We start from the raw sequence: 21320 nt of genomic DNA on the forward strand, positions 1-21320 counted from the left end.
TAACTTCAGTATAGGTTTTCGCAAGAGCGGCATACCGCTACCATCCGGAAAGCCCTATGCCGCACACCTCTGCCGCCGCACGCACCACAAACTGCCGGCAACAAAACCAATGTATAGTTCATAAGTAATAATATAAATCGTAAATAAAATTGCCGGATTACTGATCGTAATAGCAATTATTATTGTCGACCGGCTTGATCTCAACGATTCATTGATTAGGAGACAAGCATGGATGCTCATTCCATCACATCGACGCGTCGGAATATCATGACGGGCACGTTGGGGCTCGCCGCAGCAGCGGCAACCCTGACGGCACAACCCGCCGAGGCCGCGAAGAAGGGCAAGGTTGCAGCCGAGCGCTCGGGCGGCAACTACGTGACATCGGCCGACGGGACCGAGATCTTCTACAAGGACTGGGGTCCAAAGGACGCGCAGCCGATCGTTTTCCATCACGGTTGGCCGCTGAGCAGCGACGACTGGGACGCGCAGATGATCTTCTTCCTCGACAAGGGCTTCCGCGTCGTCGCCCATGATCGCCGCGGTCACGGCCGCTCGGCGCAGGTCAGCGGCGGCCATGACATGGACCACTATGCGGCCGATGCCGCAGCCGTCGCAAACCATCTCGATCTGCGCAACGCGGTTCACGTCGGCCACTCAACCGGCGGCGGCGAGGCGACGCGCTATGTCGCCCGCCACGGCAAGGGCCGCGTCTCCAAGCTTGTGCTCATCGGTGCGGTTCCGCCGCTCATGCTGAAGACCCCCGCCAATCCCGGCGGCATTCCGATCGAGGTTTTCGACGGGCTGCGCGCGACGCTGGCGGCCAACAGAAGCCAGTTCTACACCGATTTCCCGAGCGGCCCGTTCTACGGCTTCAATCGCCCGGGCGCGACCTTGTCGGAACCGACCATCCGCAACTGGTGGCGCCAGGGCATGGCGGGCGGCATCAACGCCCACTATCTCGGGATCAAGGCCTTTTCCGAGACCGACTTCACCGAGGACCTTAAGGTCATCGACGTACCGGCACTTGTGCTCCACGGCGAAGACGACCAGATCGTACCGGTGGCGGATTCCGCCGTCCTGTCTTCGAAGCTTCTGAAGAGGGCGACGCTGAAGATCTACAAGGGCCTGCCGCATGGCATGGCGACGACCCATGCAGATATCGTCAATGCCGACATCCTGAGCTTCATCAACGGATGATTGGCAGGGGGCGCTGCCGCCGGCGCCCCCTCCTTCCGCAAGTGCATACATCGCCAATGAAAAAGCATCCGGCTCGGCAGGGCGCTGAACCGGATGCTTTTTCGTTGAATGCGGGAAATGCCGGAGGCGCGAGCCTCCGGAGGATGCTCAGTGCGCCCGCGGCGGCGGCGTCGCGGTCTTCACCCATTCGGAATACGAGACCTTGCCGAGCCAGGCGGCGGACACGGGCACCAGGCTGCTATCGTCAAGGATCGCGCCGAAATAGCGCGTCTGGCGGTCGACGACGATCTCGCGGGCATCACCGATCTGACGAAGATATTTGCCGACGGCATCGGCCATGCGGATCTTCTCGGGGCCGGCAATCTCCACCGTCTTGTTGAGCGGCACGCCGAGAACGAAATCGACGAGCGCGTCGGCAACGTCTTCCGAGAAGATCGGCTGCATCATGGCCGGCGAAAGATGGACTTTATCGCCCTGCGCACCAGACTGGGCAATGCCGAACATGAACTCGAAAAACTGCGTCGAATGGACCAGCGTGTAGGGAATACCGGATTCCTTGATGATCTTCTCCTGCGCCAGCTTTGCGCGCAGATAGCCGCTTTCGGGAAGTCGGTCGGTGCCGACCACGGACAGCGCCAGGTGATGCTTGACGCCGGCTGCCGTCTCGGCCGCCATGAGGTTGCGCCCCGATGTCTGGAAGAACTCCATGACCGCCTTGTCCTCGAAAGACGGCGAGTTGGCGAGGTCGACGACGACCTGCGCACCGGCAAACGCCTCGGCAAGCCCCTCACCGGTGATGGTGTTGACGCCCGACGACGGCGAAGCTGCGACGACTTCGTGACCCTTGGCCTGAAGCCGCTTGACCAATTTCGAACCGATCAGCCCGGTTCCGCCAATAACGACGATCTTCATGACTCGCTCCTTTTGAAGAATTATCGAGAAAGGCGCGACGGCGCAGCTGCGCCGGCCGGCCCGCGTAAGGTCCTTTCCTGGACCTCGGACAAGCCTATGGAATTGCCGGTGGCGGCATAGACAAACGTTGGTTGGGGGCAGCGCCGCCCGGCATCGACCCCGCCCCAACCAAGGTTTACTTACGGGAACGGGTCCATTCACATATTCTGAAATGGATCAGCAAGCCGCTGCTGATCCAGGGCGGCCGTTCCCTCCCGCCCTGCTCGTGGATGGCAGTCCTCGACCTGGGGTCCCTTCCCCACCCCCAGCCATCCCCTCTGGAACCGCCCCTTCCCCTCCCGGGGCGGTTCCCTTTCGGGATGCCACAGACTTCAGCCGCGCTGAAGCTGTTCGGCCTTTCGAACGAGATCCGCAAGCGAACGGCTCTGCATCTTGCGCATCAGGCTCATGCGATGAAGCTTCACCGTCATCTCGCTGATGCCGAGCTCATAGGCGACCTGCTTGTTCATCAGACCGCTGACCACCGCCGACATCACTTCCTTCTCGCGCGGGGTCAGGGTGTCGGCGAGTGCCCGGATGCGCCCGTATTCCGCATCCATCTTGCGCCGTTCGGAATCCAGACGGATCGCATGATCCACCGCATCGAGCAGGTCCTGGGAGGCGAAAGGCTTGGTGATGAAATCCGTGGCGCCCGCCTTCATTGCCTTCACGCTCGCCGCGATGTCGGCATGCCCTGTCAGAAAGATCACCGGCAAACGGCTTCCCGCCAGCGAGAGATGCTGTTGCAGATCGAGGCCGGTTCCGCCGGGCATTCTGAGATCGACGACGAGGCAGCCCGGCGCACTGATATCGGCCATCTCCAGGAATTCCGGACCGTTCGAAAAGGCGCTGGCCCGCTTCTTGGTGACCAGGAAAAGATCGAGAAGGGATTCCCGCATGTCTTCGTCATCGTCGACGACATAGACGATCGGCTCGGCGGAAAGCTCCGCGCTGGATTGGACGTTTTGCATGACATGACCCCGGTTGCCTGGTTCGGAAACATCCTCCGCACCGGGTTTTGCTGGCCCAGGGTGGCGTCGAATGTCGCCGCCGGTTTTGTACCACTGAAGCGATGCGCCGTGAGGGTAAACCTTGGTTTAGGTTGGCGGGCAGCAAGATCAGGTCAACCCAACACTTCGTTTAGTCGAACACCGACGCCAAATGCCTATCATCCATCGATATCAGATGGATGGAGATGGAAATGAGAGCAACGGTGATTGGCGCCAGCGGCGCCATGGGCTCCAAGATCGTCCGCGGCCTGGAGCGCGACGGGTTCGATGTCGTGGCCGCATCGGCGAAAACCGGCGTCAATGCCTATACCGGCGAAGGCCTGGCAGCGGCGCTCGCTGGCGCCGATATCGTGATCGACGTCACCAATTCCGGTTCTTTCGGCCAGGGAAACGCCCTCGACTTCTTCCGGCAGGCTGGCAGAAACATCCTCGCTGCGGCGCGCTCCTCCGGCATCAGGCACTATATGGCTCTCTCGGCCGTCGGCACTGACAGGCTTGTCGAGAACGACTATTTCCGCGCAAAACTGGTGCAGGAAAACCTGATCCGCTCATCGGGGCTACCCTACACGATCGTCCGATCGACGCAGTTCTTCGAGTTCTGTAGCGGGATCGTCAACGACTATGCGGTCGACGGTGTACTGGCATTGCCTTCACTCGTCGTCCGCCCGGTTTCCGCCGATGAGGCTGCAAGCTGGATCGCCAAGCTCGCCGGCGGCGAGCCTCACAACCGCATCGTCGAGCTTGGCGGGCCGGAAGCAATCGATCTTGCTGATCTGGCTCGGGAATTGCTAACGGCGACGGAAGATGCGCGGCCTGTCAGCCTGGCGCCCACACCTCTGTATTTCGGTGTGGAGCTGTCGCGGGATGGCATGCTGCCGGTCAACCAGATGCTATCGGGCAAACTGTCGTTTCACGACTGGCTCTCGAGAAGCATGGCTGCAGCCTGACAGCGTGACGCAATGAAGGCGGCGCTTGGGGCGCCGCCTTGCTGTCTCAGGGACTAGATCGAAACTCGGGCCTCGCCATCGGCATAGCCGGTGCGAAACTTCTGCCTGCAGGCCCACACCGTTGCGGCGATCCCGAACAGCGCCGGCATGCTGACGGCCGGAAAGTCGCGAAGAAGGACCGACGACGAGCATATGCCGACCGCGACTTCCCAGAGGTGGAAGAAGGCATGCGCCATCAGCCACAGCGTCGCCGCCGCCCAGAGCTCGATACGCCGCTCCTCGCGAAACCAGCCGACCGCGAAAGCAAGGGCGATAAAGCCCTGGATGATGCCGATGTCGCGGATGAAATGCTGGTTGAAGAAGCCCGTATCCGTGACGCCGGGCACGAAATAGTACCATCCCTCGGGATCATAGAGCATGTAGACCGCCAGCCACCCGGCCAGGAGGACATTGAACCAGACCATGACGAAGACGGCGTATTTGAGCGCTTTCATTTCTTGCCTCCTGCTTTCGATAAAGCAGAAGGCTAACACCGGGCGAGCGTAGAGACTGCCCAAACGAAGGTTTGGGATTTCGGCCTCTGGTCAGGTGAGCGACATCCCGCCATCGACGAAGAGTTCCAACCCGTTGACGAAGGATCCGGTCGCCAGAAACAGCGCCGCATGCGCCAGCTCTCCCGGTGCCCCCATTCGTCCGGCCGGAATGAGACCCGCCATCTGGCGCTCGAAGCCCGGACGGTCCGCCTCGCTGACGCCGAGCTTGCCGAGGATCTCCGTTTCGACTGGCCCGGGTGTCAGGATATTCACCCGTATCTTGCGCTCCCTGAATTCGAGAGCCCAGTTCTTGGCGAATGCCGCCAGCGCCGCCTTCGATCCGGCATAGACGGTATGCTGCGGCAGAACCTTCGTCGCCGCGAGCGAACTGGTGACGATGATGCTGCCGCCATCCCGGATGATCGGCGCCATGGTCTGCACGCCGAAGAAGACGCCGCGCGTGTTGACCGCGAAATGGCGGTCATATTCCTCTTCCGTCACCACCGAGGACGAGGAGAGATTGATGACACCGGCATTCGCCATATAGATATCGACGGCACCGAACCGCTCGCTAACCTCGTTCGCCAGCCAGCGATGATGCTCGATGCTGGCGACATCGCCGCAAATGCCGATAGCGCCGTTTCCGATCTCTTCGGTCGCCGCATCGACGACATCCTGCCGCCGGCCGGTGATCACGACCTTTGCGCCCTGGCGGGCGAAGAGCTTTGCCGTTTCCTTGCCGATACCGCTGTTTCCGCCGGTAATGACCGCCACTTTGTCTTGAAGAATTTTCATCGTCTATCTCCTTGATATCGGGCCAGAGATAGATGCCGAAGCGCCAGCGGATTAGCCCATTGCCGGGAACAAGAGGTGTTCCCGGCAATGCGGAATGGGTCTGCAACGCCCTCCGGAGCAAATGCGTTACAGTTGTAACGCAAGGTCTGAATACACGTTTTCAGCAAGGTTGAAGCAAGCCGCGCTTTTCAGGTTGTGCCGCGTCCCACCACGCCAACCAAAAGGATCGACACAATGCGCGTAGGCTCCGAAAGCCCTATCTTCAGCCTCTTTATGCCGAAGGGGCACAAGGCCCCCTCGATCGCTGACGAGAAGATCGACTTCAAACCCGTCAATCCTCCGAAAGCACCTGCCATCAAATCCGACGAGGAACTGCTGGCCGATCTCTACGACCGGACCGCGCAGCAGCTGATCGACGATGCCGACGTCAACGACGACGGAATGGTCAGCAAGGATGAATACATGGCGGCGCAGAAGCGCCTTGCCGACATGGACAAGAGAATATTCGATCCGGTTTCGACCGAGGAACGCTGGGCGAAATTCGACCCGACCGGCAAAGGGACGCTCGACAAATCCGAGGTCATCGAAGGGCTGAAAAAGGTACTGCCGCTTGGCATCGGTCACCTCGACCAGGCGCAAGCTGACGCCATTCGCTTCAGACCGCCGACCCGCGCTTGATCTGCGCAGCTGCAAAAGGGGCTGCTTTCTTGAGCAGCCTCTCCTGCGCATGAAACCCTTGTATAGGATGCGCTTGGTTGTTTCGTGCTGCAAAGTGAGCGCAGGTCGAGTTCCGCGGCCAGAAACCTCAGGCTGTACAGAGGCAAGCAACGGTGGCCCTCGCGTCTTCCGAAACTTACACGCGAGAGCAGGCTGCCGGTCCGCACCGGATGCCGCAGTTCAAGCTGCAGTTCCTCCTGGATGGCAAGCTGTTTCTGACGCGGATCTGGTCTGCGGTTCCCGATATCGGTCAGCGCGTCATGTTCCCATCAGCAGACGGGTCCGGCCTGTTCAAGGTCATCGACGTCCTCTGGAGCGACACCGCAACGGAAGACATGATGAGCGCCTACATGAGCCTGATCCGTTCGCCCGGCTGATACGCGATGCGGCTCACATTGAATGTCGCCGTTTCGAGCCAAGCCATGCTAATTTGACGACGAATAGCAGAGAGATTTAGCCGGGGGCCGGCGGCAGATCGCCCGCCTCATTGCTCGGTTGGGGCGGTCAATTATGATGATGCCAGTTCTTCGGCAATTCCCGCAGGTTTGTCCGGTACCGCCCGCATGATGGATACGACTGTTCTGATCGACCTTGATGCCCTGCAGGCGGCAAAAGCCGTCGAGCGCATCGTCGGCAACGCCTGGGCGACGGATGCCGACGGCGCCTTCATCTACGTGACACCGGCCGCGCTGACATTCCTCGGCCTGACCCTTGACGATATCAACGCCGCCTCGAACGAAGACAGCTTCGGCTGGAAGCGCGCCATTCATCCTGAAGACTATGACGAGGCGGCCGCGATGTGGCGGCGTTGCCTGCAGACCGGGGAGCAATACAGCGTCCTGCACCGGATGCTGCGGGCGACCGGAGGCTATGGATGGGCGCGCAGCACCGGGCAGCCGCTCTTTGACAGCGCCGGAGCGATCACAGGATGGTATGGCACGGTGATCGATGCCGAGGTCATCCCGATCGCCGAACCCCCGCTGTCGATGGCGGAGCCGCCCTCGACCGAACTCAACCAGCCAGAAGCTCTCTCCGACATGGCGACGGTCCACCCCCACGATCGCCCGACGGTCGAGCAGGCGACCGCAAGGGCATTCTTCCATGGCGTCCCCCAGGTCAGCAGCTACCGTCAGCTTCAGCCGGACGGCAGCTATCGCTGGGTCGATTTTCGGGTCGAACCGGAGAATGGCGCCAGCATCACGGTCGAACCCGCCATCGCCCGGCAGGGAGAACACTGGACGACGGCGGATTTTCTCGGCGAGACCACCGAAGCCGTCAAGGCCGCGCGCACCATCGAGAGCCTCTACGGCGGCGCTTGGGCGATGGATGCCTCGGGGCAGTTCACCTATGCCACGCCGACCGCGCAGACCTCGATCGCGATGGTTCTCGAGGACCTGAACCTGTTGCTGGATGGCAAAGCCTTCCTGGAGGGCGGAGAACAGGGCTGGCAGCGCGGCACCCATCCGGACGATCGAAAGCGCGTCGGAGATTCCCTGCGCCACGCTTTGCGGACCGGCGAACACTGGAATTTCGAATACCGGATCCTGCGCGCCACCGGCGCCTATGTCTGGCATCGGGCAGCGGCACGCCCCACACGCGACAGCCAGGGCCGGATTACCGGCTGGTACGGCACGACATTGGATATAGACGTCTACAAGAAGACGGAGGCCGCGCTTCTCGAACGCGAGCGCCTGCTGCAGCAATTGATCGATACTGTTCCCGCGCTCATCTGGAGCACGATGCCCGATGGCACGCCGACCTATGTGAACCGGCGCTTCACCGAAGTAACGGGCGCGATGCTGGAGGACATTACCGCAACCGACGGATCACCATCGCTGAGCGTCATCCATCCCGACGATCGCGAGACCGCCCGCCAGGCGATCCAGATATCATTCGAGACCGGTGCACCCTACCGGCAGCGATACCGCCAGCTTCGCGCCGACGGCACCTATCGCTGGACGGAAACGCGCGCCGAACCCCTGCGGGACGAGAGCGGCGGCATTATCCAATGGTACGGCGTAAGCTCGGACATCCATGACCTGATCATGGCGCAGGAGGCTTTGCAGGAACGGGAGCGCTTCCTCTGGCAGCTCGTCGAAACCCTGCCGGCGATGATCGACTGCGCGGCTCCCGACGGCGAGCCGATGTTCCGCAGCCGGCAATTGCGGGAATTCCTTGGCTATGATCTTGAGGAACTCGACAGCAAGGACAAGTCCCGATTGGCCGAAACGCTGGATGCCGGCGTTCACCGCGAGGATCTGGCAAGCGTCAAGGAGCGCTATGGGCATTCTCTGGCAACCGGCGCCCCCTACGCGAACAGGCACCGGCTTCGCCGGTTCGATGGTGAATACCGCTGGGTAGAGACCCGCGCTGCGCCGATGCGCAATACCGAAGGACAGATCATCCAGTGGAATGTCATCTGCCTCGATATCGATGCTGAGGTCCGCGCCCAGGAAAACCTTCTCCTTGCCCAGCGCCACCTCGCCCATGCCAGCCAGGCCGCCAGCCTTGCCGAGCTCTCGGCCTCGATCGCCCATGAGGTCAACCAGCCACTGTCGGCCGCGATCAACTCGTCGGCAGCCTGCCAGCGCTGGCTGAACGCCGACCCGCCCAATCTCGAGCGCGCCCAGAAATCGCTGGAACGCATCATTCAAAGCGCGAACTCGGCGGCCGATGTCGTCAGCCGCATCCGTGCTCTGTTCAGGCAATCCACCGACCAGCGGAACTATACGGCGATTGCCGATGTCGTCTTCGAGGCGCGCAATCTCATCGCCGAAGAGGCGAGACGGCGCGGCGTCCGGATCGACATCCAGTGTGAGCCCGGATTGCGGCCGGCGCCTTTCGATCGGATCCAGATCCAGCAGGTTCTCTTCAATCTCATGCGCAACGGCATCGATGCGATGGCCTCTGCCTATTCCGAAAAGGTGCTGCGCATTCGCGTCAGCTCAACGCAGGACATGGTTCGCATCGAGGTCGACGATCAGGGCTACGGCATCCAGTTCCCCGACAAGATATTCGAGCCGTTCTTCACCACGAAGGAACGGGGAATGGGCATGGGGCTCTCGATCTGCCGCTCGATCGTCGAATCCCATACCGGCCAGCTCTGGGCCGAGAACAACGAACCGCTCGGCGCCACGTTCATCTTTACCCTGCCCGCCGAGACCTGAACCGGCCGGCTTTTGAAATTTCGCTCATTCGGAAAACACCGCTCATGCCTCTTCTCGACCCCACGCTGATCTTCCCGGTCACTCATCCCGATGGAAGAGTGTCGCGAACCACGATCTATCTGAAGAATGTCATCGACCATCCGCGCATCGAGATCGGCGATTACAGCTACTTCACGCATTACGGGAAACTGGCGGAAACCGCCGAGATCCTTGCGCCCTATCTCTTCGCCGAAAGCCGGGAACGTCTTGTCATCGGCAAGTTCGTGCAGATCGCCCGCGGCAGCTATTTCATGACGAGCTCCGCCAATCATCCGATGGCGGGCATCACGACCTACCCGTTCCGCATCTTCAAGCCGGAAACCTTTGGCTATCCGGATCTTCCCGTGAAGGACACCATCGTCGGAAACGACGTCTGGATCGGCCATGACGCGGTGATCATGCCGGGCGTTCAGATCGGCCCGGGCGCCATCATCGCTGCCTCATCCGTGGTCACGCGCAATGTCCCGGCCTATGCGGTGGTTGGCGGCAATCCGGCAGCGATCATCCGCATGCGTTACGACGACGAGACGATTCGTGATTTGCTGGATCTTGCCTGGTGGGACTGGCCGATCGAGAAGATCGAAGCCAACCTGCCCGCACTCGAAAGCGGCGATCTGGCGGCGCTCAAAAAGGCTTAGCTTGACGCAACGCGAGGTCTGGCAACACGCCAGACCTCGCAGCATCCGTTTCGGCGATCAGTAATCCCAGATCACAGGTACCCAGCGGAAAGCGTCTCCCGCGACAGCCACGCGGCCGACGGACGGGAACGGCAGGTGCGTCGCGACCAGCAGCTCGCCGGTGGCCGCAAGCTCCTTCAAGAGCTCGACGCGCACGCGCGCCGCCTCTTCCGGATCGTGCTCGAAACCGTTGAACCAGTCCGGCTGGTCGAAGCCGACGGTGAAGACGGCATCGCCGGCAAATGTCAGCCGCTCGTCGCCGGAGGCGATACGGATGACGCTATGGCCCGGCGTATGGCCACCGGTGCGGCGGGCAACGACGCCGGGAGCGACCTCGTGCTCTTCGTCGAAAAGACGCAGATGGTCGGCATATTCCGCCAGGAACTTCTTGGCGGTTGCCCTCAGCGCATCCGGGAAGCCGTCGGGCATATGGGTGTGGGAGAAGTCCGGCGCCTCCCAGAATTTCGCCTCGGCGGCGGCCGCATGAATGCGCAGGTCGGGACGAAGCCGTTCCTTGACGCCTTCAACGACAAGCCCGCCGATATGGTCCATATGCAGATGGGTGAGCACGATATCGGTCACCGAACCGAGATCGATCCCGGCCGCCTCCAGCCGCTTCACCAGCTGGCCGGCGCGCGGCAGATGCAGGTCGGGATCAAGGCCCAGTCCGGCATCGAGAAGAATAGTCTGCTCGCCGCTGCGCACGACCACCGCATTGAGCGGCCAGTCGAACGCATCCGTCGGTAGGAACTGGTTCACCATCCAATCCGCCCGTACCGCCGGATCGATATTGTGACCCAGCATCGAGGTCGGCAGCGGCAGCACCCCATCGCTGATGACCATCACATCGATATCGCCGACCTTCACCGCATAACGCGACGGCACCAGCTCACCGGTACCATTGCGGCCGGGATGAAAGGCGTTTTCCGAGGGAACTTTCAGCTGCTTGGCACCCGGCGGACGGGTTTTCGTATCTGACTGCGGCATGACGCACTCCTATGTTGCTTGGACACCAGCCGGCCACCTCTCCGTATGACCTATGCCACAACGGAATTCTGAGTTTGCACCAGCGCTTGTGCGCGCAACGGCGCTCGGGTGACGGCCCGCAACAGTTCTACCGGTGGTCTGGGGCGTCGGTAATCCAAACGTAGGTTTGGGGGTGCGGGATGCGGCGGCGGCCTGTGCAGAGGGGCGCCGCCCATGCAAATCCATGCCGCCTCCTAATGCGTGACTGCTTCAGCCGGACTGCGCGCGAAAATTCAGCGATGGAAAGATCCTGCTTCAGGCAGGTGTTGACCGCTATTGAAATCTGACCTCTTTACCGGCGACCGGTGATGCGAAGAGCTTCTCGCCGATTTCCAGCCTGCGATCCCCATCCGTGCGAACCACCAGCGACGGCAAGCCGGGGACATCGAGGTAGACGATCGCGTCGGCGCCGAGCCGTTCGACATAGCGAACCGCGCCTTTCCATTTGCCGTCGGTCGTCGACAACGTCAGATGCTCAGGGCGGATGCCGTAGATCCTACATCCCTCCTGCGCAGCGGTCTCGCCTTCGAAGAGGTTCGTCTTAGGAGAGCCTATGAAGCCGGCGACGAAGGGCGTGGCCGGTTGATTGTAGAGCGTCATCGGCGAGCCAACCTGCTCGATCTTTCCGCCATTGAGGACGACGATCTTGTCGGCCATGGTCATCGCCTCGACCTGATCGTGGGTGACGTAGATCATGGTGGCGCCGAGCTTGGCGTGAAGTTCGGTCAGCTCGATGCGCATCTGCGAGCGCAACGATGCATCAAGGTTCGACAGCGGTTCGTCGAACAGGAAAACCTTCGGGTTGCGAATGATCGCACGCCCGATGGCGACGCGCTGACGCTGCCCGCCGGAAAGCGCCTTCGGCTTGCGATCGAGCAGATGTGCCAGCTGCAGCGTCTCCGCCGTCTGCTTGACCTTCTCCGCGATTTCCGCCTTGGGGCGCCGGGCAAGCGACAGGCCAAAGCCGATGTTCTCGGCCACGGTAAGATGCGGATAGAGCGCATAGGACTGAAACACCATCGCGATGCCGCGCTCGGATGGTTCGGCCGCAGTCACATCCTTGCCGTCGATGAACATCTTTCCCGACGTCGAGGTCTCCAGGCCGGAGATCATGCGCAGCAGCGTCGACTTTCCGCAGCCGGACGGCCCGACAAAGACGCAGAACTCACCGGCCTCGATCGTGAGATCGATGCCCTTGATGACATCAAGGCTGCCGAAGCTCTTGCGGACATCCTGAAGGACGACACTTGTCATGAATTACCCTTTCACGGCGCCGGCCGTCATGCCTGCCACGATCTGCCGGTTGAAGAAGATGAAGACGATGAGTGGCGGAATGGTCACCAGCAGGATGTTCATGAACAGCAGATTGAACTGTGTCTGAAACTGCCCCTGAAAATTATAGAGGGTGAGCTGGACGGTGACGTTTTCGCGGCCGGGAAGATAATAGAGCGGGTTGGTGAAATCGTTGAAGATCGCAATCGACTGGACAACGATGACCGTGACCGTGACCGGCTTCAGCAGCGGCAGAACAACACGGAAGAAAATCTGCAGCGGCTTGGCACCATCAACGATTGCCGCTTCATCGAGATCGCGCGGAATGGCGGCGATAAAGCTTCGAAACAGCAGGATCGTGAACGATAGCCCGTAGGCGATCTGGATGAGGATCATGCCGGATATGGTCTTGAAGAGACCGAGCGACTGCAGCACCCAGATCGTCGGAACGACGGCGGGCGGGATCATCAGACCTGCCAAAACGAAGCCATAGATCAGCGTGTTCCAGCGCGAGGGACGCCGCTGGACGACATAACCGACCATGGCTCCGAAAAGAACGAGCAGCGTCACCGCGACCACGGTGATCACCGTGGAGTTGAAATAGGCCAGGAAGAGCATGTAGTTCCGGGCTTCGATCACATCCATGAAGTTTTGCCACAGCTGCCATTCGCTGGGCCACGTGAAGGTCAGCGCCTGGGCCTCCTGCCGCGTCTTGGCGGCGGTAAGGAAGACGAAGAGGAAAGGCATGACGAAGATCACGCCGCAGGCGAGCATCGCCACTATCCCGGTATAGAGCTGGCGCCGCGTCACAGGTCGATCTCCTTACGGTTGAACCAGGCAGTGAGCGGCAGGACGATCAGGCCGATCAGGAGGAAAAGGATGACATTGCCCGCGGTCGAGAGTCCGTAGAAGCCGGCCTGATACTGTTTGTAGATGACGCTTGCCAGAACGTCGGAAGAAAAGCCGGGGCCACCCTTGGTCATCGCCCATATCAAATCGAAACTGCGCAGACCGCCGATCAGCGAAAGGGTCACTACCGTCACTGTTGCAGGTTTGGAGAGAGGGACGGTGACACGGAAGAACATCTGCCGGCGTGTCGCACCGTCAATCCGCGCCGCCTCGTAATAATCGGGGCTTATAGACGCCAGACCAGCGATGTAGATGACCGTCGCGAGGCCCACTCCCTTCCAGACGTCGACGACGACGATGGAATAGAGCGCAAGCGCCGGATCCGTCAGCCAGCCTGGGCCGTGGATGCCGAGCGTCGCCAGCGCGACATTGATCAGCCCGCGGGTCGGATGCATCAGAACGGAGAAGGTGATGCCGACGCCAATGGTCGAGACGAGAACGGGAAAGAAGATGATCGTCCGCAGCGCGCCCTGCGCCCAAATTCCGGACGTGAGCAGCACGGCAAGCAACAGGCCGAGCACGGTCTTGGCCGCGGATGTCGTCACGGCATAGATGACCGTGTTGATCAGTCCCTTGATCAGGAAAGGCTCGCGGAAGAACTGCTTGTAATTCTCCAGGCCGATGAACTGGGTGGTGAAGAGATCCCAGCGCGTGAGGCTGAACCAGAAGGATGCGATCGTGGGCGCCAGAAAGAGCGTGGTGAACACAACCGCCGCAGGCAGAACGAACCAGTAGGGATAAGGGGATTTTCGCGCGACCATGGCGGCTCCTTGAACATCTGGCCCGCATCCCGCGGCGAAAGCCATGCGGGATGCGGGCTGCAGCCGTTACCAGTTCGGCAGGCCGAGTTGCTTTGCCTGCTTTTCCACGTCCTGGTCATAAAGCGCGGCAGCATCCTTGGCCGAGCGAATTCCGGTGCCGACCTCGACCGCGATCTGTTCGAGCGCCGGGCCCTTTACCGGCGAAAGGAACTCGAGCGCCGGACCCGCGCGGCCCTCGGTTTCAAAATAGGGCAGCATATCGCTGACTGCCTGCGGCACGCCCTTCGGCAGTTCGCAGCCCTTGATCAGATAGGGACCGGACGGCACGGCCTTGGCCATCAGCTCGCAGCCCTCCTTCGAGGCGACGAAATCGAGAAACTTCTTTGCCTCTTCGAGATGTTCTGCCTTTGCGGAGAGATAGAGCGCCGCCGGCATCCAGATGGTCAGTCCGTTCTTGGCTGCATCGTTGCCCGGCACTGCGAAGAAGCCGACATCCTGCAGGTTGTCGGGGAAATTCTGCTGGATATTGCCGATGCCGAAGGTGAGGCTCGGGTAATGTGCGGCTTCGCCGGTCGATACCATACGCATGCCGTCGTCGAAGGTCGCAGCGCCGAAGTCCTCATTAAAGAAGCCGGCCTTGGCGACTTCTTCTACATGCTCAAAGCCACGCAGTGCGGCCGGCGTGGTCGCGTACTTCACCTTGTTCGCCGTATAGTCCGTCGCGAAATTCGGAACCTCGGATTGAACATTGAAGAAATCTGCCAGCACGAAGATCTGCGACGTCCACGTCGTGCCGTAAGTCTGCGCCAGCGCAACCTTGCCGGCCGCCTTGATCTTCTGATTGTTGGCGATGAAATCGGCCCAGGTCTTCGGCGGCTGAAGGCCAAGCTCGGCATAGATTTTCCTGTTGTAGAAGATGCCGCCGCCCATGGCCGGCCCGAACGGAATGCCGCGAACATGACCATCGGAGGCGCTGACGACCTTCTTGAACGTATCCAATATGCCGGCTGCGGAAGGAAGGTCCGATAGGTCGGCGATCGTCTGCTCCGGCTTCAACGCCTGGAACAGCGAGCCGCTATTGTATTGGAAAATATCGGGCATCTCGCCGGTTGCCAGCCGCGTCTTGACGATATTGTCGCCTTCCGATCCGCCGGCTCTCTGCTCGACGTCGAAGGTGACCTCCGGGTGCTTTTCACTATAGGCCTTTGAGACGGCGTCGAAGGACGCGATCGACTCGGGATTTGTGTCGATCATAATGCCGAGCGTGACGTCGGCCCATGCGGCGCTGGCGGACAAGCCCAGCATGCTTGCGGCAACAATGCCGTATCTCGTCATTCTCATGGTCAATTCCTCCTCTTGAAGACCAGGATCATTTCCGCTTTTGGTTGTGGCACGGCCAAACCCGATGTCAGATCGCAAACTCGATGACGTGCCGGCCGGCGGCGATGGTTGCCGAGGTTCCCTGGGCGACGGCCTGTCCGTCAATGCGCAGCGCGCGGCGCTTCGTTGTCGCATCCATTCGCGCGGTCATGCCGGCCGGTAGAGCGAGGTTGCAGGTCACCTGCCCTGCCTCGAGGCTCCACTGCACCTCCACGCGTCCAAGGGCCGTGTCGTGCCAGGCCAAGACCGGTGACAGCGCCGGCAAAATCGCCGGATCGAACAATATCTCGTGAAATGCCGGGTTTTCCTCCCTCGGCTTGATACCGGCGACATCCTCGAACAACCACTGGCATACGGCGCCATAGGCATAGTGATTGTAACTGTTCATATCGGGATCATAGATCGTGCCGTCCTCGGCAAGCGCGTCCCAGCGCTCCCAGATCGTCGTCGCGCCGCGCTCGACTTGGTAGAGCCAGCCCGGAACCTTGCGATTGAGAAACATCTTTTCAGCAAGGTCGAGCATACCGAGGCGTGTAAGCGCGGGCAGCAGCGCCGGCGTGCCGATAAAGCCAGTACCAATGACACCATCGGTCTCTTCAGCGACCTTGCGGAAGTAGGCGCGACCAGCCTCCTCATATTCGGCCGGCACCAGGCCATAGAGAAACGCCAACGCCCACGACGTCTGATCATTGTGGGCGATCCGTCCCGATGGAGAGAAGAATTCGTGCTTGAAAGCTTGCCTGATCTCGGCAGCCCGCGACGCCAGCCGCTCCGCTTTGCTATTCTCGCCGATGACACGGGCAATCCGCGCCGCGATCTCGGTCGAGATGAAGTGATAGAGCGTCGCTGCGCAATCGTCGGCGACGGTCGGCCGCGGCTTGCGGTTATCGCCGACCGGCTGCAGCCAGTCGCCGAAGGTAAATCCATGCTCGCCCCACACAGCAGGTGGACGAATGACCGGTCCGTCAGAAATGTTCCAGAGATAGTCGAGCCACCGCAGCATCGCCGGGAAGCATTCCTCCAGGGCAGCCTTGTCGCCGTAGTGCAGATAGAGCTGCCACGGAATGATGACGATCGCATCCCCCCAGCCGGTGGAGCCCGCCCAGTCGCCGCGATCCGTGATCGGGTGAAGACGCGTCGGATCGGGGGAGAAGTGCGGAACGGCGCCATTTGGACGCTGATCATGCATCACATCGCGAAGATACTTGCGCAGGAAGGACTGGCTGTCGGCAAGCCAGCAGGCGGTTCCGGCGAAAACCTGTGCATCGCCAGTCCAGCCAAGCCGTTCATCGCGTTGAGGGCAATCGGTAGGAATCTCGATGAAATTGGAACGCTGCGACCAGATCGTATTCTCGACCAGCCGATTGACAGCATCGACCCCGCACGTGAAGCCGCCGGCTGCCACAGGCACCGAGGAAATCGGCACCATCTCGATCGCCAGCACCTCGACGCGTCCCGTCAGGCTGAGGCGCGCGTAGCGGAAGCCCATGAAGGTGAACAGCGGCGCATAGGATTCTTCTCCGCCACCGCTCAATGTATAGACAAGCTCGGCGCGGGCGCTGCGATAGTTCCGATTGTCGAAGCGACGGTCGGGACCGAGCACTTCTGAATGCTCGACACGGATCTGCGCACCGGCTTCGCCTTGCACGCGTATGCGGATATAGGCTCCAGCATTCTGGCCGAAGTCATAGACTGTCCGGCCATCGGCCTCCACCCAGCTGTCAAGCGGCGGGCGGGCGGCGAGCTCACGGACCGCGTCCGTCTCGTGCGGAACAAGTTTTGTCTCGTCGAACGGCAGGATTTCGACGCCGCCAATATCGCGTAGCTCGATCCGCGCATCGTAGTCCTCACCGAAATAGATGCCACTGCGAAGGACAGGCGTGAAGCCGCTTTGCCAGCTGGCGTCCGTCTGCAGAAGGAGAGCGTCGCCACTTCGAAGGTCTGCAAGCGCCCCTACCCGGTCTCCCCAGCAATTGACGATCGGGTTGGAGGCCCACATCAGCTGGCTGCGGTACCAGCCATCGCCAAGCCAGATCTCGATCCGGTTTTCGCCGACGACCAAAAGATCGGACACTTCATAGGTCTGGTAAGCGATACGGTCGTCATAGCAGGTCCAGCCGGGCGTGAGCAGGTCGATACCGACCCGCTTGCCGTTGATGAAGGCACGGTAGAGGCCGAGCGCCGATATGCGCAGCGTAGCAGTACGCGGAAGGGTGGCGATGCTGAAGGTTGCGGAGACGAAGCTGCCCGCCTTTCCCTGACCGGCGTCGCAGGATGGCGCAATCATCGATGCGCCGGACCAGACGTGATTTGAAGCGGACACGGTAGTGCCTTGCGTCACGATATTCATTGATACCTCTCCTCCAACCGCGCTCCCACACGGTGTGTATATCGTTCTATGTATATCATTCTACAAATCGAATTGCGTGGCAAGGGCTTTTTCCCTATAATCGGCGACGGCACCGGAGAGAGAGCATTTCTGCATGGATTTTCAGGACGTTAACAAACCAAAAGATCGCATCACCATCCGTGATGTGGCGGCTGATGCCGGGGTTTCGGTGGCCGCGGTCTCCAAGGTTTTGCGTAACGCCTATGGCGTCAGCGAAAGCTTGCGGCAGAAGGTCGAGACATCGATCGAGAAGCTGAATTACCGCCCGTCCGTCGCCGCACGCGCGATGCGCGGCCAGACCAGCACGGTGGGCGTTCTGGTGATCGAGCTCAGCAACCCCTTCCTGGCCGGCGTAGTGGAGAGTGCCAACGCCGCACTGCTTGGAGGCGGTTACAAATCGATGATCGGGATCGGGCATTCCGCCAGTTCCATCGAGACTTCCATGATCGAGTCGATGATGGACAACCGGATGGATGGCGTGCTGATCATTGCGCCACGGATATCGGGCAAAGTCCTAGATCGCTACGCCAGGCAGATCCCCATCGTCGTCATCGCGCACCATGAAAGCGAGGCGCAGACATATGATTCCGTCAATTCGGATGACCGCAGGGGGGCATTCATCGCTGTGGAGGCGGCCTTTGCGAAGGGATACCGCGATATCGCGATGCTCGGCTACGAGCTCATGGATTCGCCACCCACGGTCGTCGCCATACAACGCGAACGCGGCTATCTTGAAGCAGCAAGGCGCCTCGGGCTGCGGGATCGTATTATCCGCCTGCCGCCAGTTTCGTCCGACCGTCATGCGGAAATGGAAGCATTCCTGAATATGCCGGACCGGCCACGCGCCGTTTTCGTCTGGTCGGATCTCGATGCGGTGCCGCTCGTCAACATGGCGCGCATGCGCGGTATTCGGGTGCCGGAAGATCTTGCGATCATCGGCTACGACAATTCCCCCGTCGCAGCGATCCCCCTCGTCGGCCTCGACAGCATCGACCAGAACCCTGCCGAGCTCGGCCGCACAGCAGCGGAAATGCTGCTCAGCCGGATCAATGGCCGGAATGTTGCAGAGCATCGCCTTATTGAACCGCGCGTTGCGACACGCGGCAGCCTTTAGGTTGAAAGTGAGCCTAGTGCTGCCGCGCCGATGTCTACCTTATAAGCTCCGGGTTCGGCCACCTTTATGGCGTGCGGGATCAGCCACGATCGCCTAGGGCAAGCGGGTCCCCAAACGCAAGAACGCGCCGGATCGCGGGCTGTGATGTGTATCGGGGAGATTTGGTTGCGGGGGCAGGATTTGAACCTGCGGCCTTCAGGTTATGAGCCTGACGAGCTACCGGGCTGCTCCACCCCGCGCCAGCGCAAAACCCTTTGGGTTTTGTCGCGATAGCGTAAAACGCCGAAGGCGTTTTACGCTTACTGCCGGAGCAACTCCGAAGGAGTTGTCTCCTGTAAGGGACGCACCATTATAGATCCGGTGCATCGCTATTTCAGTCTACATATAGGGCTCGAAAGCAAAAAGGCCGCTTTGCGAGCGGCCCTTTGATCGGCCAGGGGCCGTAGAATGTGATGAGAAGATTTTTTGTTTCGCATGCAGCTTTCCGAAGCTTTTCAGCTTCGGGCGCATGCGTGTTGCGTTTAGCAGACCTGGCAGCGACCGACTCTCCCGCGTCTTAAGACGAAGTACCATAGGCGCTGGGGCGTTTCACGGCCGTGTTCGGAATGGGAACGGGTGCAGCCACCCCGCCATGACCACCAGGTCAGCGAAGCGCAACAATTGAGAAGCTGGCGCAGCCGCTAGGCTGCATTTTTTGAACACGTCTTTGATCTTGCTCTACACTCCCGGCCGAAGGCCGCAAGCGCAAGGCGCGTCGCCAACAGTTTGGCGCGCCGTCCGCAGCGCCATTGGCGCGTGAGGACAAAAGGTCAGGCATCATCGAACGAAGTTCGATGAGCACAAGCAATGAGAACGATCAAGCCAATCGAGCTATTAGTACCGGTAAGCTTCATGCGTTGCCGCACTTCCACACCCGGCCTATCAACGTGGTCGTCTTCCACGGCTCTGATAGGGAACACTCGTTTTCAGGTGGGTTTCCCGCTTAGATGCCTTCAGCGGTTATCCCGTCCATATATAGCTACCCTGCTATGCCCTTGGCAGGACAACAGGTCCACCAGAGATATGTCCATCCCGGTCCTCTCGTACTAGGGACAGATCCTGTCAATATTCCTACACCCACGGCAGATAGGGACCGAACTGTCTCACGACGTTCTGAACCCAGCTCACGTACCGCTTTAATTGGCGAACAGCCAAACCCTTGGGACCTGCTCCAGCCCCAGGATGCGATGAGCCGACATCGAGGTGCCAAACAACCCCGTCGATATGGACTCTTGGGGGTCATCAGCCTGTTATCCCCGGCGTACCTTTTATCCGTTGAGCGATGGCCCTTCCACGCGGGACCACCGGATCACTATGACCGACTTTCGTCTCTGCTCGACTTGTCAGTCTCGCAGTCAGGCGGGCTTATGCCATTGCACTCGACGACCGATTTCCGACCGGTCTGAGCCCACCATCGCGCGCCTCCGTTACTCTTTCGGAGGCGACCGCCCCAGTCAAACTACCCACCATACACTGTCCCGGATCCGGATAACGGACCGCGGTTAGACATCCATGACGATAAGGGTGGTATTTCAAGGATGGCTCCACGGAAACTGGCGTCCCCGCTTCAAAGCCTACCACCTATCCTACACATGCCGACACGAATGCCAGTGTAAAGCTATAGTAAAGGTGCACGGGGTCTTTCCGTCTGACCGCAGGAACCCCGCATCTTCACGGGGAATTCAATTTCACTGAGTCTATGTTGGAGACAGCGGGGAAGTCGTTACGCCATTCGTGCAGGTCGGAACTTACCCGACAAGGAATTTCGCTACCTTAGGACCGTTATAGTTACGGCCGCCGTTTACTGGGGCTTCGATTCAAAGCTTGCACCTCTCCTCTTAACCTTCCAGCACCGGGCAGGCGTCAGACCCTATACGTCGTCTTGCGACTTCGCAGAGCCCTGTGTTTTTGATAAACAGTCGCTACCCCCTGGTCTGTGCCACCCCATCTCACTTGCGTAAAATGGGGTCACGCTTCTTCCGAAGTTACGCGTGCAATTTGCCGAGTTCCTTCAACATAGTTCTCTCAAGCGCCTTGGTATACTCTACCTGACCACCTGTGTCGGTTTCGGGTACGGTCTATACGGTGGAGCTATTTCCTGGAACCGCTTCCCTGCCCACTCAATCCAATAAGAATGAACAAGTTACGCAATCCGTCACTACCACCAGGCCCACGAATATTAACGTGGTTCCCATCGACTACGCGTGTCCGCCTCGTCTTAGGGGCCGGCTAACCCTGCTCAGATTAACTTTAAGCAGGAACCCTTGGTCTTTCGGCGAGAGGGTCTCTCACCCTCTTTATCGTTACTCATGTCAACATTCGCACTTCCGATACCTCCAGGATGTCTCACGACTGTCCCTTCACAGGCTTACGGAACGCTCCGCTACCACTTGCATT

At 60.3% G+C, this 21320-nt stretch carries 17 protein-coding genes, 1 tRNA gene, 2 rRNA genes and 1 pseudogene (1 of these 21 running past the window's edge); 8 read left to right on the forward strand and 13 right to left on the reverse strand.

Annotated elements, in window-relative coordinates:
* Positions 1-228: 228 nt before the first annotated feature.
* Complete coding sequence (locus ABIE40_RS15205) at positions 229-1197, forward strand: alpha/beta fold hydrolase (RefSeq protein ID WP_199627755.1); 969 nt, start codon at positions 229-231, stop codon at positions 1195-1197.
* 147 nt (positions 1198-1344) lie between these two features.
* Here ABIE40_RS15205 and ABIE40_RS15210 read toward each other — a convergent pair whose 3' ends face one another.
* Both ABIE40_RS15210 and ABIE40_RS15215 read right to left on the reverse strand, forming a co-directional pair.
* Positions 1345-2109, reverse strand: a complete 765-nt coding sequence (locus tag ABIE40_RS15210) for an SDR family oxidoreductase (protein ID WP_199627756.1) — start codon at positions 2107-2109, stop codon at positions 1345-1347.
* A 371-nt stretch (positions 2110-2480) separates the two neighbouring features.
* Positions 2481-3119, reverse strand: a complete 639-nt coding sequence (locus ABIE40_RS15215) for a response regulator transcription factor (RefSeq protein ID WP_199627757.1) — start codon at positions 3117-3119, stop codon at positions 2481-2483.
* Positions 3120-3349: 230 nt separating this feature from the next.
* On the opposite strand from ABIE40_RS15215, the gene ABIE40_RS15220 reads away from it, so the two are divergent.
* Positions 3350-4105 (forward strand): SDR family oxidoreductase, encoded by a 756-nt coding sequence (locus tag ABIE40_RS15220; protein WP_199627758.1) that lies wholly within the window; start codon positions 3350-3352, stop codon positions 4103-4105.
* Between the two features lie 53 nt (positions 4106-4158).
* On the opposite strand, the gene ABIE40_RS15225 is transcribed toward ABIE40_RS15220, so the two are convergent.
* Both ABIE40_RS15225 and ABIE40_RS15230 read right to left on the reverse strand, forming a co-directional pair.
* Entirely contained in the window at positions 4159-4599 is a 441-nt protein-coding gene (locus ABIE40_RS15225) for a hypothetical protein (protein ID WP_199627759.1), read from the reverse strand.
* Positions 4600-4689: 90 nt separating this feature from the next.
* Positions 4690-5433 carry an SDR family oxidoreductase gene (locus ABIE40_RS15230; protein WP_199627760.1) on the reverse strand — a complete coding sequence of 248 codons (744 nt, stop codon included), beginning with the start codon at positions 5431-5433 and terminating at the stop codon, positions 4690-4692.
* A gap of 234 nt (positions 5434-5667) precedes the next feature.
* Between ABIE40_RS15230 and ABIE40_RS15235 the strand changes: the two genes are divergently transcribed.
* From ABIE40_RS15235 to ABIE40_RS15250, 5 genes and pseudogenes are all read left to right on the forward strand, one after another.
* Complete coding sequence (locus ABIE40_RS15235) at positions 5668-6111, forward strand: penta-EF hand family protein (RefSeq protein ID WP_199627761.1); 444 nt, start codon at positions 5668-5670, stop codon at positions 6109-6111.
* 152 nt (positions 6112-6263) lie between these two features.
* Positions 6264-6527: a hypothetical protein gene (locus tag ABIE40_RS15240; RefSeq protein ID WP_199627762.1), complete on the forward strand. Its 264-nt coding sequence runs from the start codon at positions 6264-6266 to the stop codon at positions 6525-6527.
* 189 nt (positions 6528-6716) lie between these two features.
* Positions 6717-7322 (forward strand): annotated as a pseudogene (locus ABIE40_RS31025) (PAS domain-containing protein); the annotation flags it as partial.
* 207 nt (positions 7323-7529) lie between these two features.
* Positions 7530-9317, forward strand: a complete 1788-nt coding sequence (locus ABIE40_RS15245; protein ID WP_502944806.1) for a PAS domain-containing sensor histidine kinase — start codon at positions 7530-7532, stop codon at positions 9315-9317.
* Positions 9318-9361: 44 nt separating this feature from the next.
* Positions 9362-9994, forward strand: coding sequence for a CatB-related O-acetyltransferase (locus tag ABIE40_RS15250; protein WP_199627764.1), 633 nt, complete (start codon positions 9362-9364; stop codon positions 9992-9994).
* Positions 9995-10051: 57 nt separating this feature from the next.
* Here the strand turns inward: ABIE40_RS15250 and ABIE40_RS15255 are convergent, their stop codons facing one another.
* The 6 genes from ABIE40_RS15255 to ABIE40_RS15280 all read right to left on the reverse strand — a co-directional run bounded on the left by ABIE40_RS15255 (position 10052) and on the right by ABIE40_RS15280 (position 17731).
* Positions 10052-11020: an MBL fold metallo-hydrolase gene (locus tag ABIE40_RS15255; RefSeq protein WP_199627765.1), complete on the reverse strand. Its 969-nt coding sequence runs from the start codon at positions 11018-11020 to the stop codon at positions 10052-10054.
* 312 nt (positions 11021-11332) lie between these two features.
* A complete protein-coding gene (locus ABIE40_RS15260; RefSeq protein WP_112719970.1) occupies positions 11333-12313 on the reverse strand; it encodes an ABC transporter ATP-binding protein in 981 nt (326 codons plus the stop codon).
* Between the two features lie 3 nt (positions 12314-12316).
* Positions 12317-13105 carry a carbohydrate ABC transporter permease gene (locus ABIE40_RS15265; protein ID WP_199627788.1) on the reverse strand — a complete coding sequence of 263 codons (789 nt, stop codon included), beginning with the start codon at positions 13103-13105 and terminating at the stop codon, positions 12317-12319.
* A 32-nt stretch (positions 13106-13137) separates the two neighbouring features.
* Positions 13138-14001 (reverse strand): carbohydrate ABC transporter permease, encoded by an 864-nt coding sequence (locus tag ABIE40_RS15270; protein WP_112719968.1) that lies wholly within the window; start codon positions 13999-14001, stop codon positions 13138-13140.
* A 66-nt stretch (positions 14002-14067) separates the two neighbouring features.
* A complete protein-coding gene (locus tag ABIE40_RS15275) occupies positions 14068-15342 on the reverse strand; it encodes an ABC transporter substrate-binding protein (RefSeq protein WP_130284149.1) in 1275 nt (424 codons plus the stop codon).
* A 67-nt stretch (positions 15343-15409) separates the two neighbouring features.
* Entirely contained in the window at positions 15410-17731 is a 2322-nt protein-coding gene (locus tag ABIE40_RS15280) for a family 78 glycoside hydrolase catalytic domain (RefSeq protein ID WP_199627766.1), read from the reverse strand.
* Positions 17732-17864: 133 nt separating this feature from the next.
* Here ABIE40_RS15280 and ABIE40_RS15285 point away from each other — a divergent pair, with 133 nt between their 5' ends.
* Positions 17865-18884 (forward strand): LacI family DNA-binding transcriptional regulator, encoded by a 1020-nt coding sequence (locus tag ABIE40_RS15285; protein WP_199627767.1) that lies wholly within the window; start codon positions 17865-17867, stop codon positions 18882-18884.
* 162 nt (positions 18885-19046) lie between these two features.
* On the opposite strand, the gene ABIE40_RS15290 is transcribed toward ABIE40_RS15285, so the two are convergent.
* The 3 genes from ABIE40_RS15290 to ABIE40_RS15300 form a co-directional block, all read right to left on the reverse strand.
* A tRNA-Met gene (locus ABIE40_RS15290) sits at positions 19047-19123 on the reverse strand.
* 289 nt (positions 19124-19412) lie between these two features.
* Positions 19413-19527: ribosomal RNA gene (gene rrf, locus ABIE40_RS15295) — 5S ribosomal RNA — on the reverse strand.
* 209 nt (positions 19528-19736) lie between these two features.
* Positions 19737-21320, reverse strand: a 23S ribosomal RNA gene (locus ABIE40_RS15300); it runs 1218 nt beyond the window's last position.

This window comes from Rhizobium sp. OAE497 (assembly GCF_040546565.1).
Lineage (GTDB): Bacteria > Pseudomonadota > Alphaproteobacteria > Rhizobiales > Rhizobiaceae > Rhizobium.

Coding starts and splice junctions, on each gene's coding strand:
- ABIE40_RS15205 (WP_199627755.1), top strand. CDS start 229: ATGGATGCTCATTCCATCACATCGACGCGTCGGAATATCATGACGGGC.
- ABIE40_RS15210 (WP_199627756.1), bottom strand. CDS start 2,109: ATGAAGATCGTCGTTATTGGCGGAACCGGGCTGATCGGTTCGAAATTG.
- ABIE40_RS15215 (WP_199627757.1), bottom strand. CDS start 3,119: ATGCAAAACGTCCAATCCAGCGCGGAGCTTTCCGCCGAGCCGATCGTC.
- ABIE40_RS15220 (WP_199627758.1), top strand. CDS start 3,350: ATGAGAGCAACGGTGATTGGCGCCAGCGGCGCCATGGGCTCCAAGATC.
- ABIE40_RS15225 (WP_199627759.1), bottom strand. CDS start 4,599: ATGAAAGCGCTCAAATACGCCGTCTTCGTCATGGTCTGGTTCAATGTC.
- ABIE40_RS15230 (WP_199627760.1), bottom strand. CDS start 5,433: ATGAAAATTCTTCAAGACAAAGTGGCGGTCATTACCGGCGGAAACAGC.
- ABIE40_RS15235 (WP_199627761.1), top strand. CDS start 5,668: ATGCGCGTAGGCTCCGAAAGCCCTATCTTCAGCCTCTTTATGCCGAAG.
- ABIE40_RS15245 (WP_502944806.1), top strand. CDS start 7,530: ATGGTTCTCGAGGACCTGAACCTGTTGCTGGATGGCAAAGCCTTCCTG.
- ABIE40_RS15250 (WP_199627764.1), top strand. CDS start 9,362: ATGCCTCTTCTCGACCCCACGCTGATCTTCCCGGTCACTCATCCCGAT.
- ABIE40_RS15255 (WP_199627765.1), bottom strand. CDS start 11,020: ATGCCGCAGTCAGATACGAAAACCCGTCCGCCGGGTGCCAAGCAGCTG.
- ABIE40_RS15260 (WP_112719970.1), bottom strand. CDS start 12,313: ATGACAAGTGTCGTCCTTCAGGATGTCCGCAAGAGCTTCGGCAGCCTT.
- ABIE40_RS15265 (WP_199627788.1), bottom strand. CDS start 13,105: ATGCTCGCCTGCGGCGTGATCTTCGTCATGCCTTTCCTCTTCGTCTTC.
- ABIE40_RS15270 (WP_112719968.1), bottom strand. CDS start 14,001: ATGGTCGCGCGAAAATCCCCTTATCCCTACTGGTTCGTTCTGCCTGCG.
- ABIE40_RS15275 (WP_130284149.1), bottom strand. CDS start 15,342: ATGAGAATGACGAGATACGGCATTGTTGCCGCAAGCATGCTGGGCTTG.
- ABIE40_RS15280 (WP_199627766.1), bottom strand. CDS start 17,731: ATGAATATCGTGACGCAAGGCACTACCGTGTCCGCTTCAAATCACGTC.
- ABIE40_RS15285 (WP_199627767.1), top strand. CDS start 17,865: ATGGATTTTCAGGACGTTAACAAACCAAAAGATCGCATCACCATCCGT.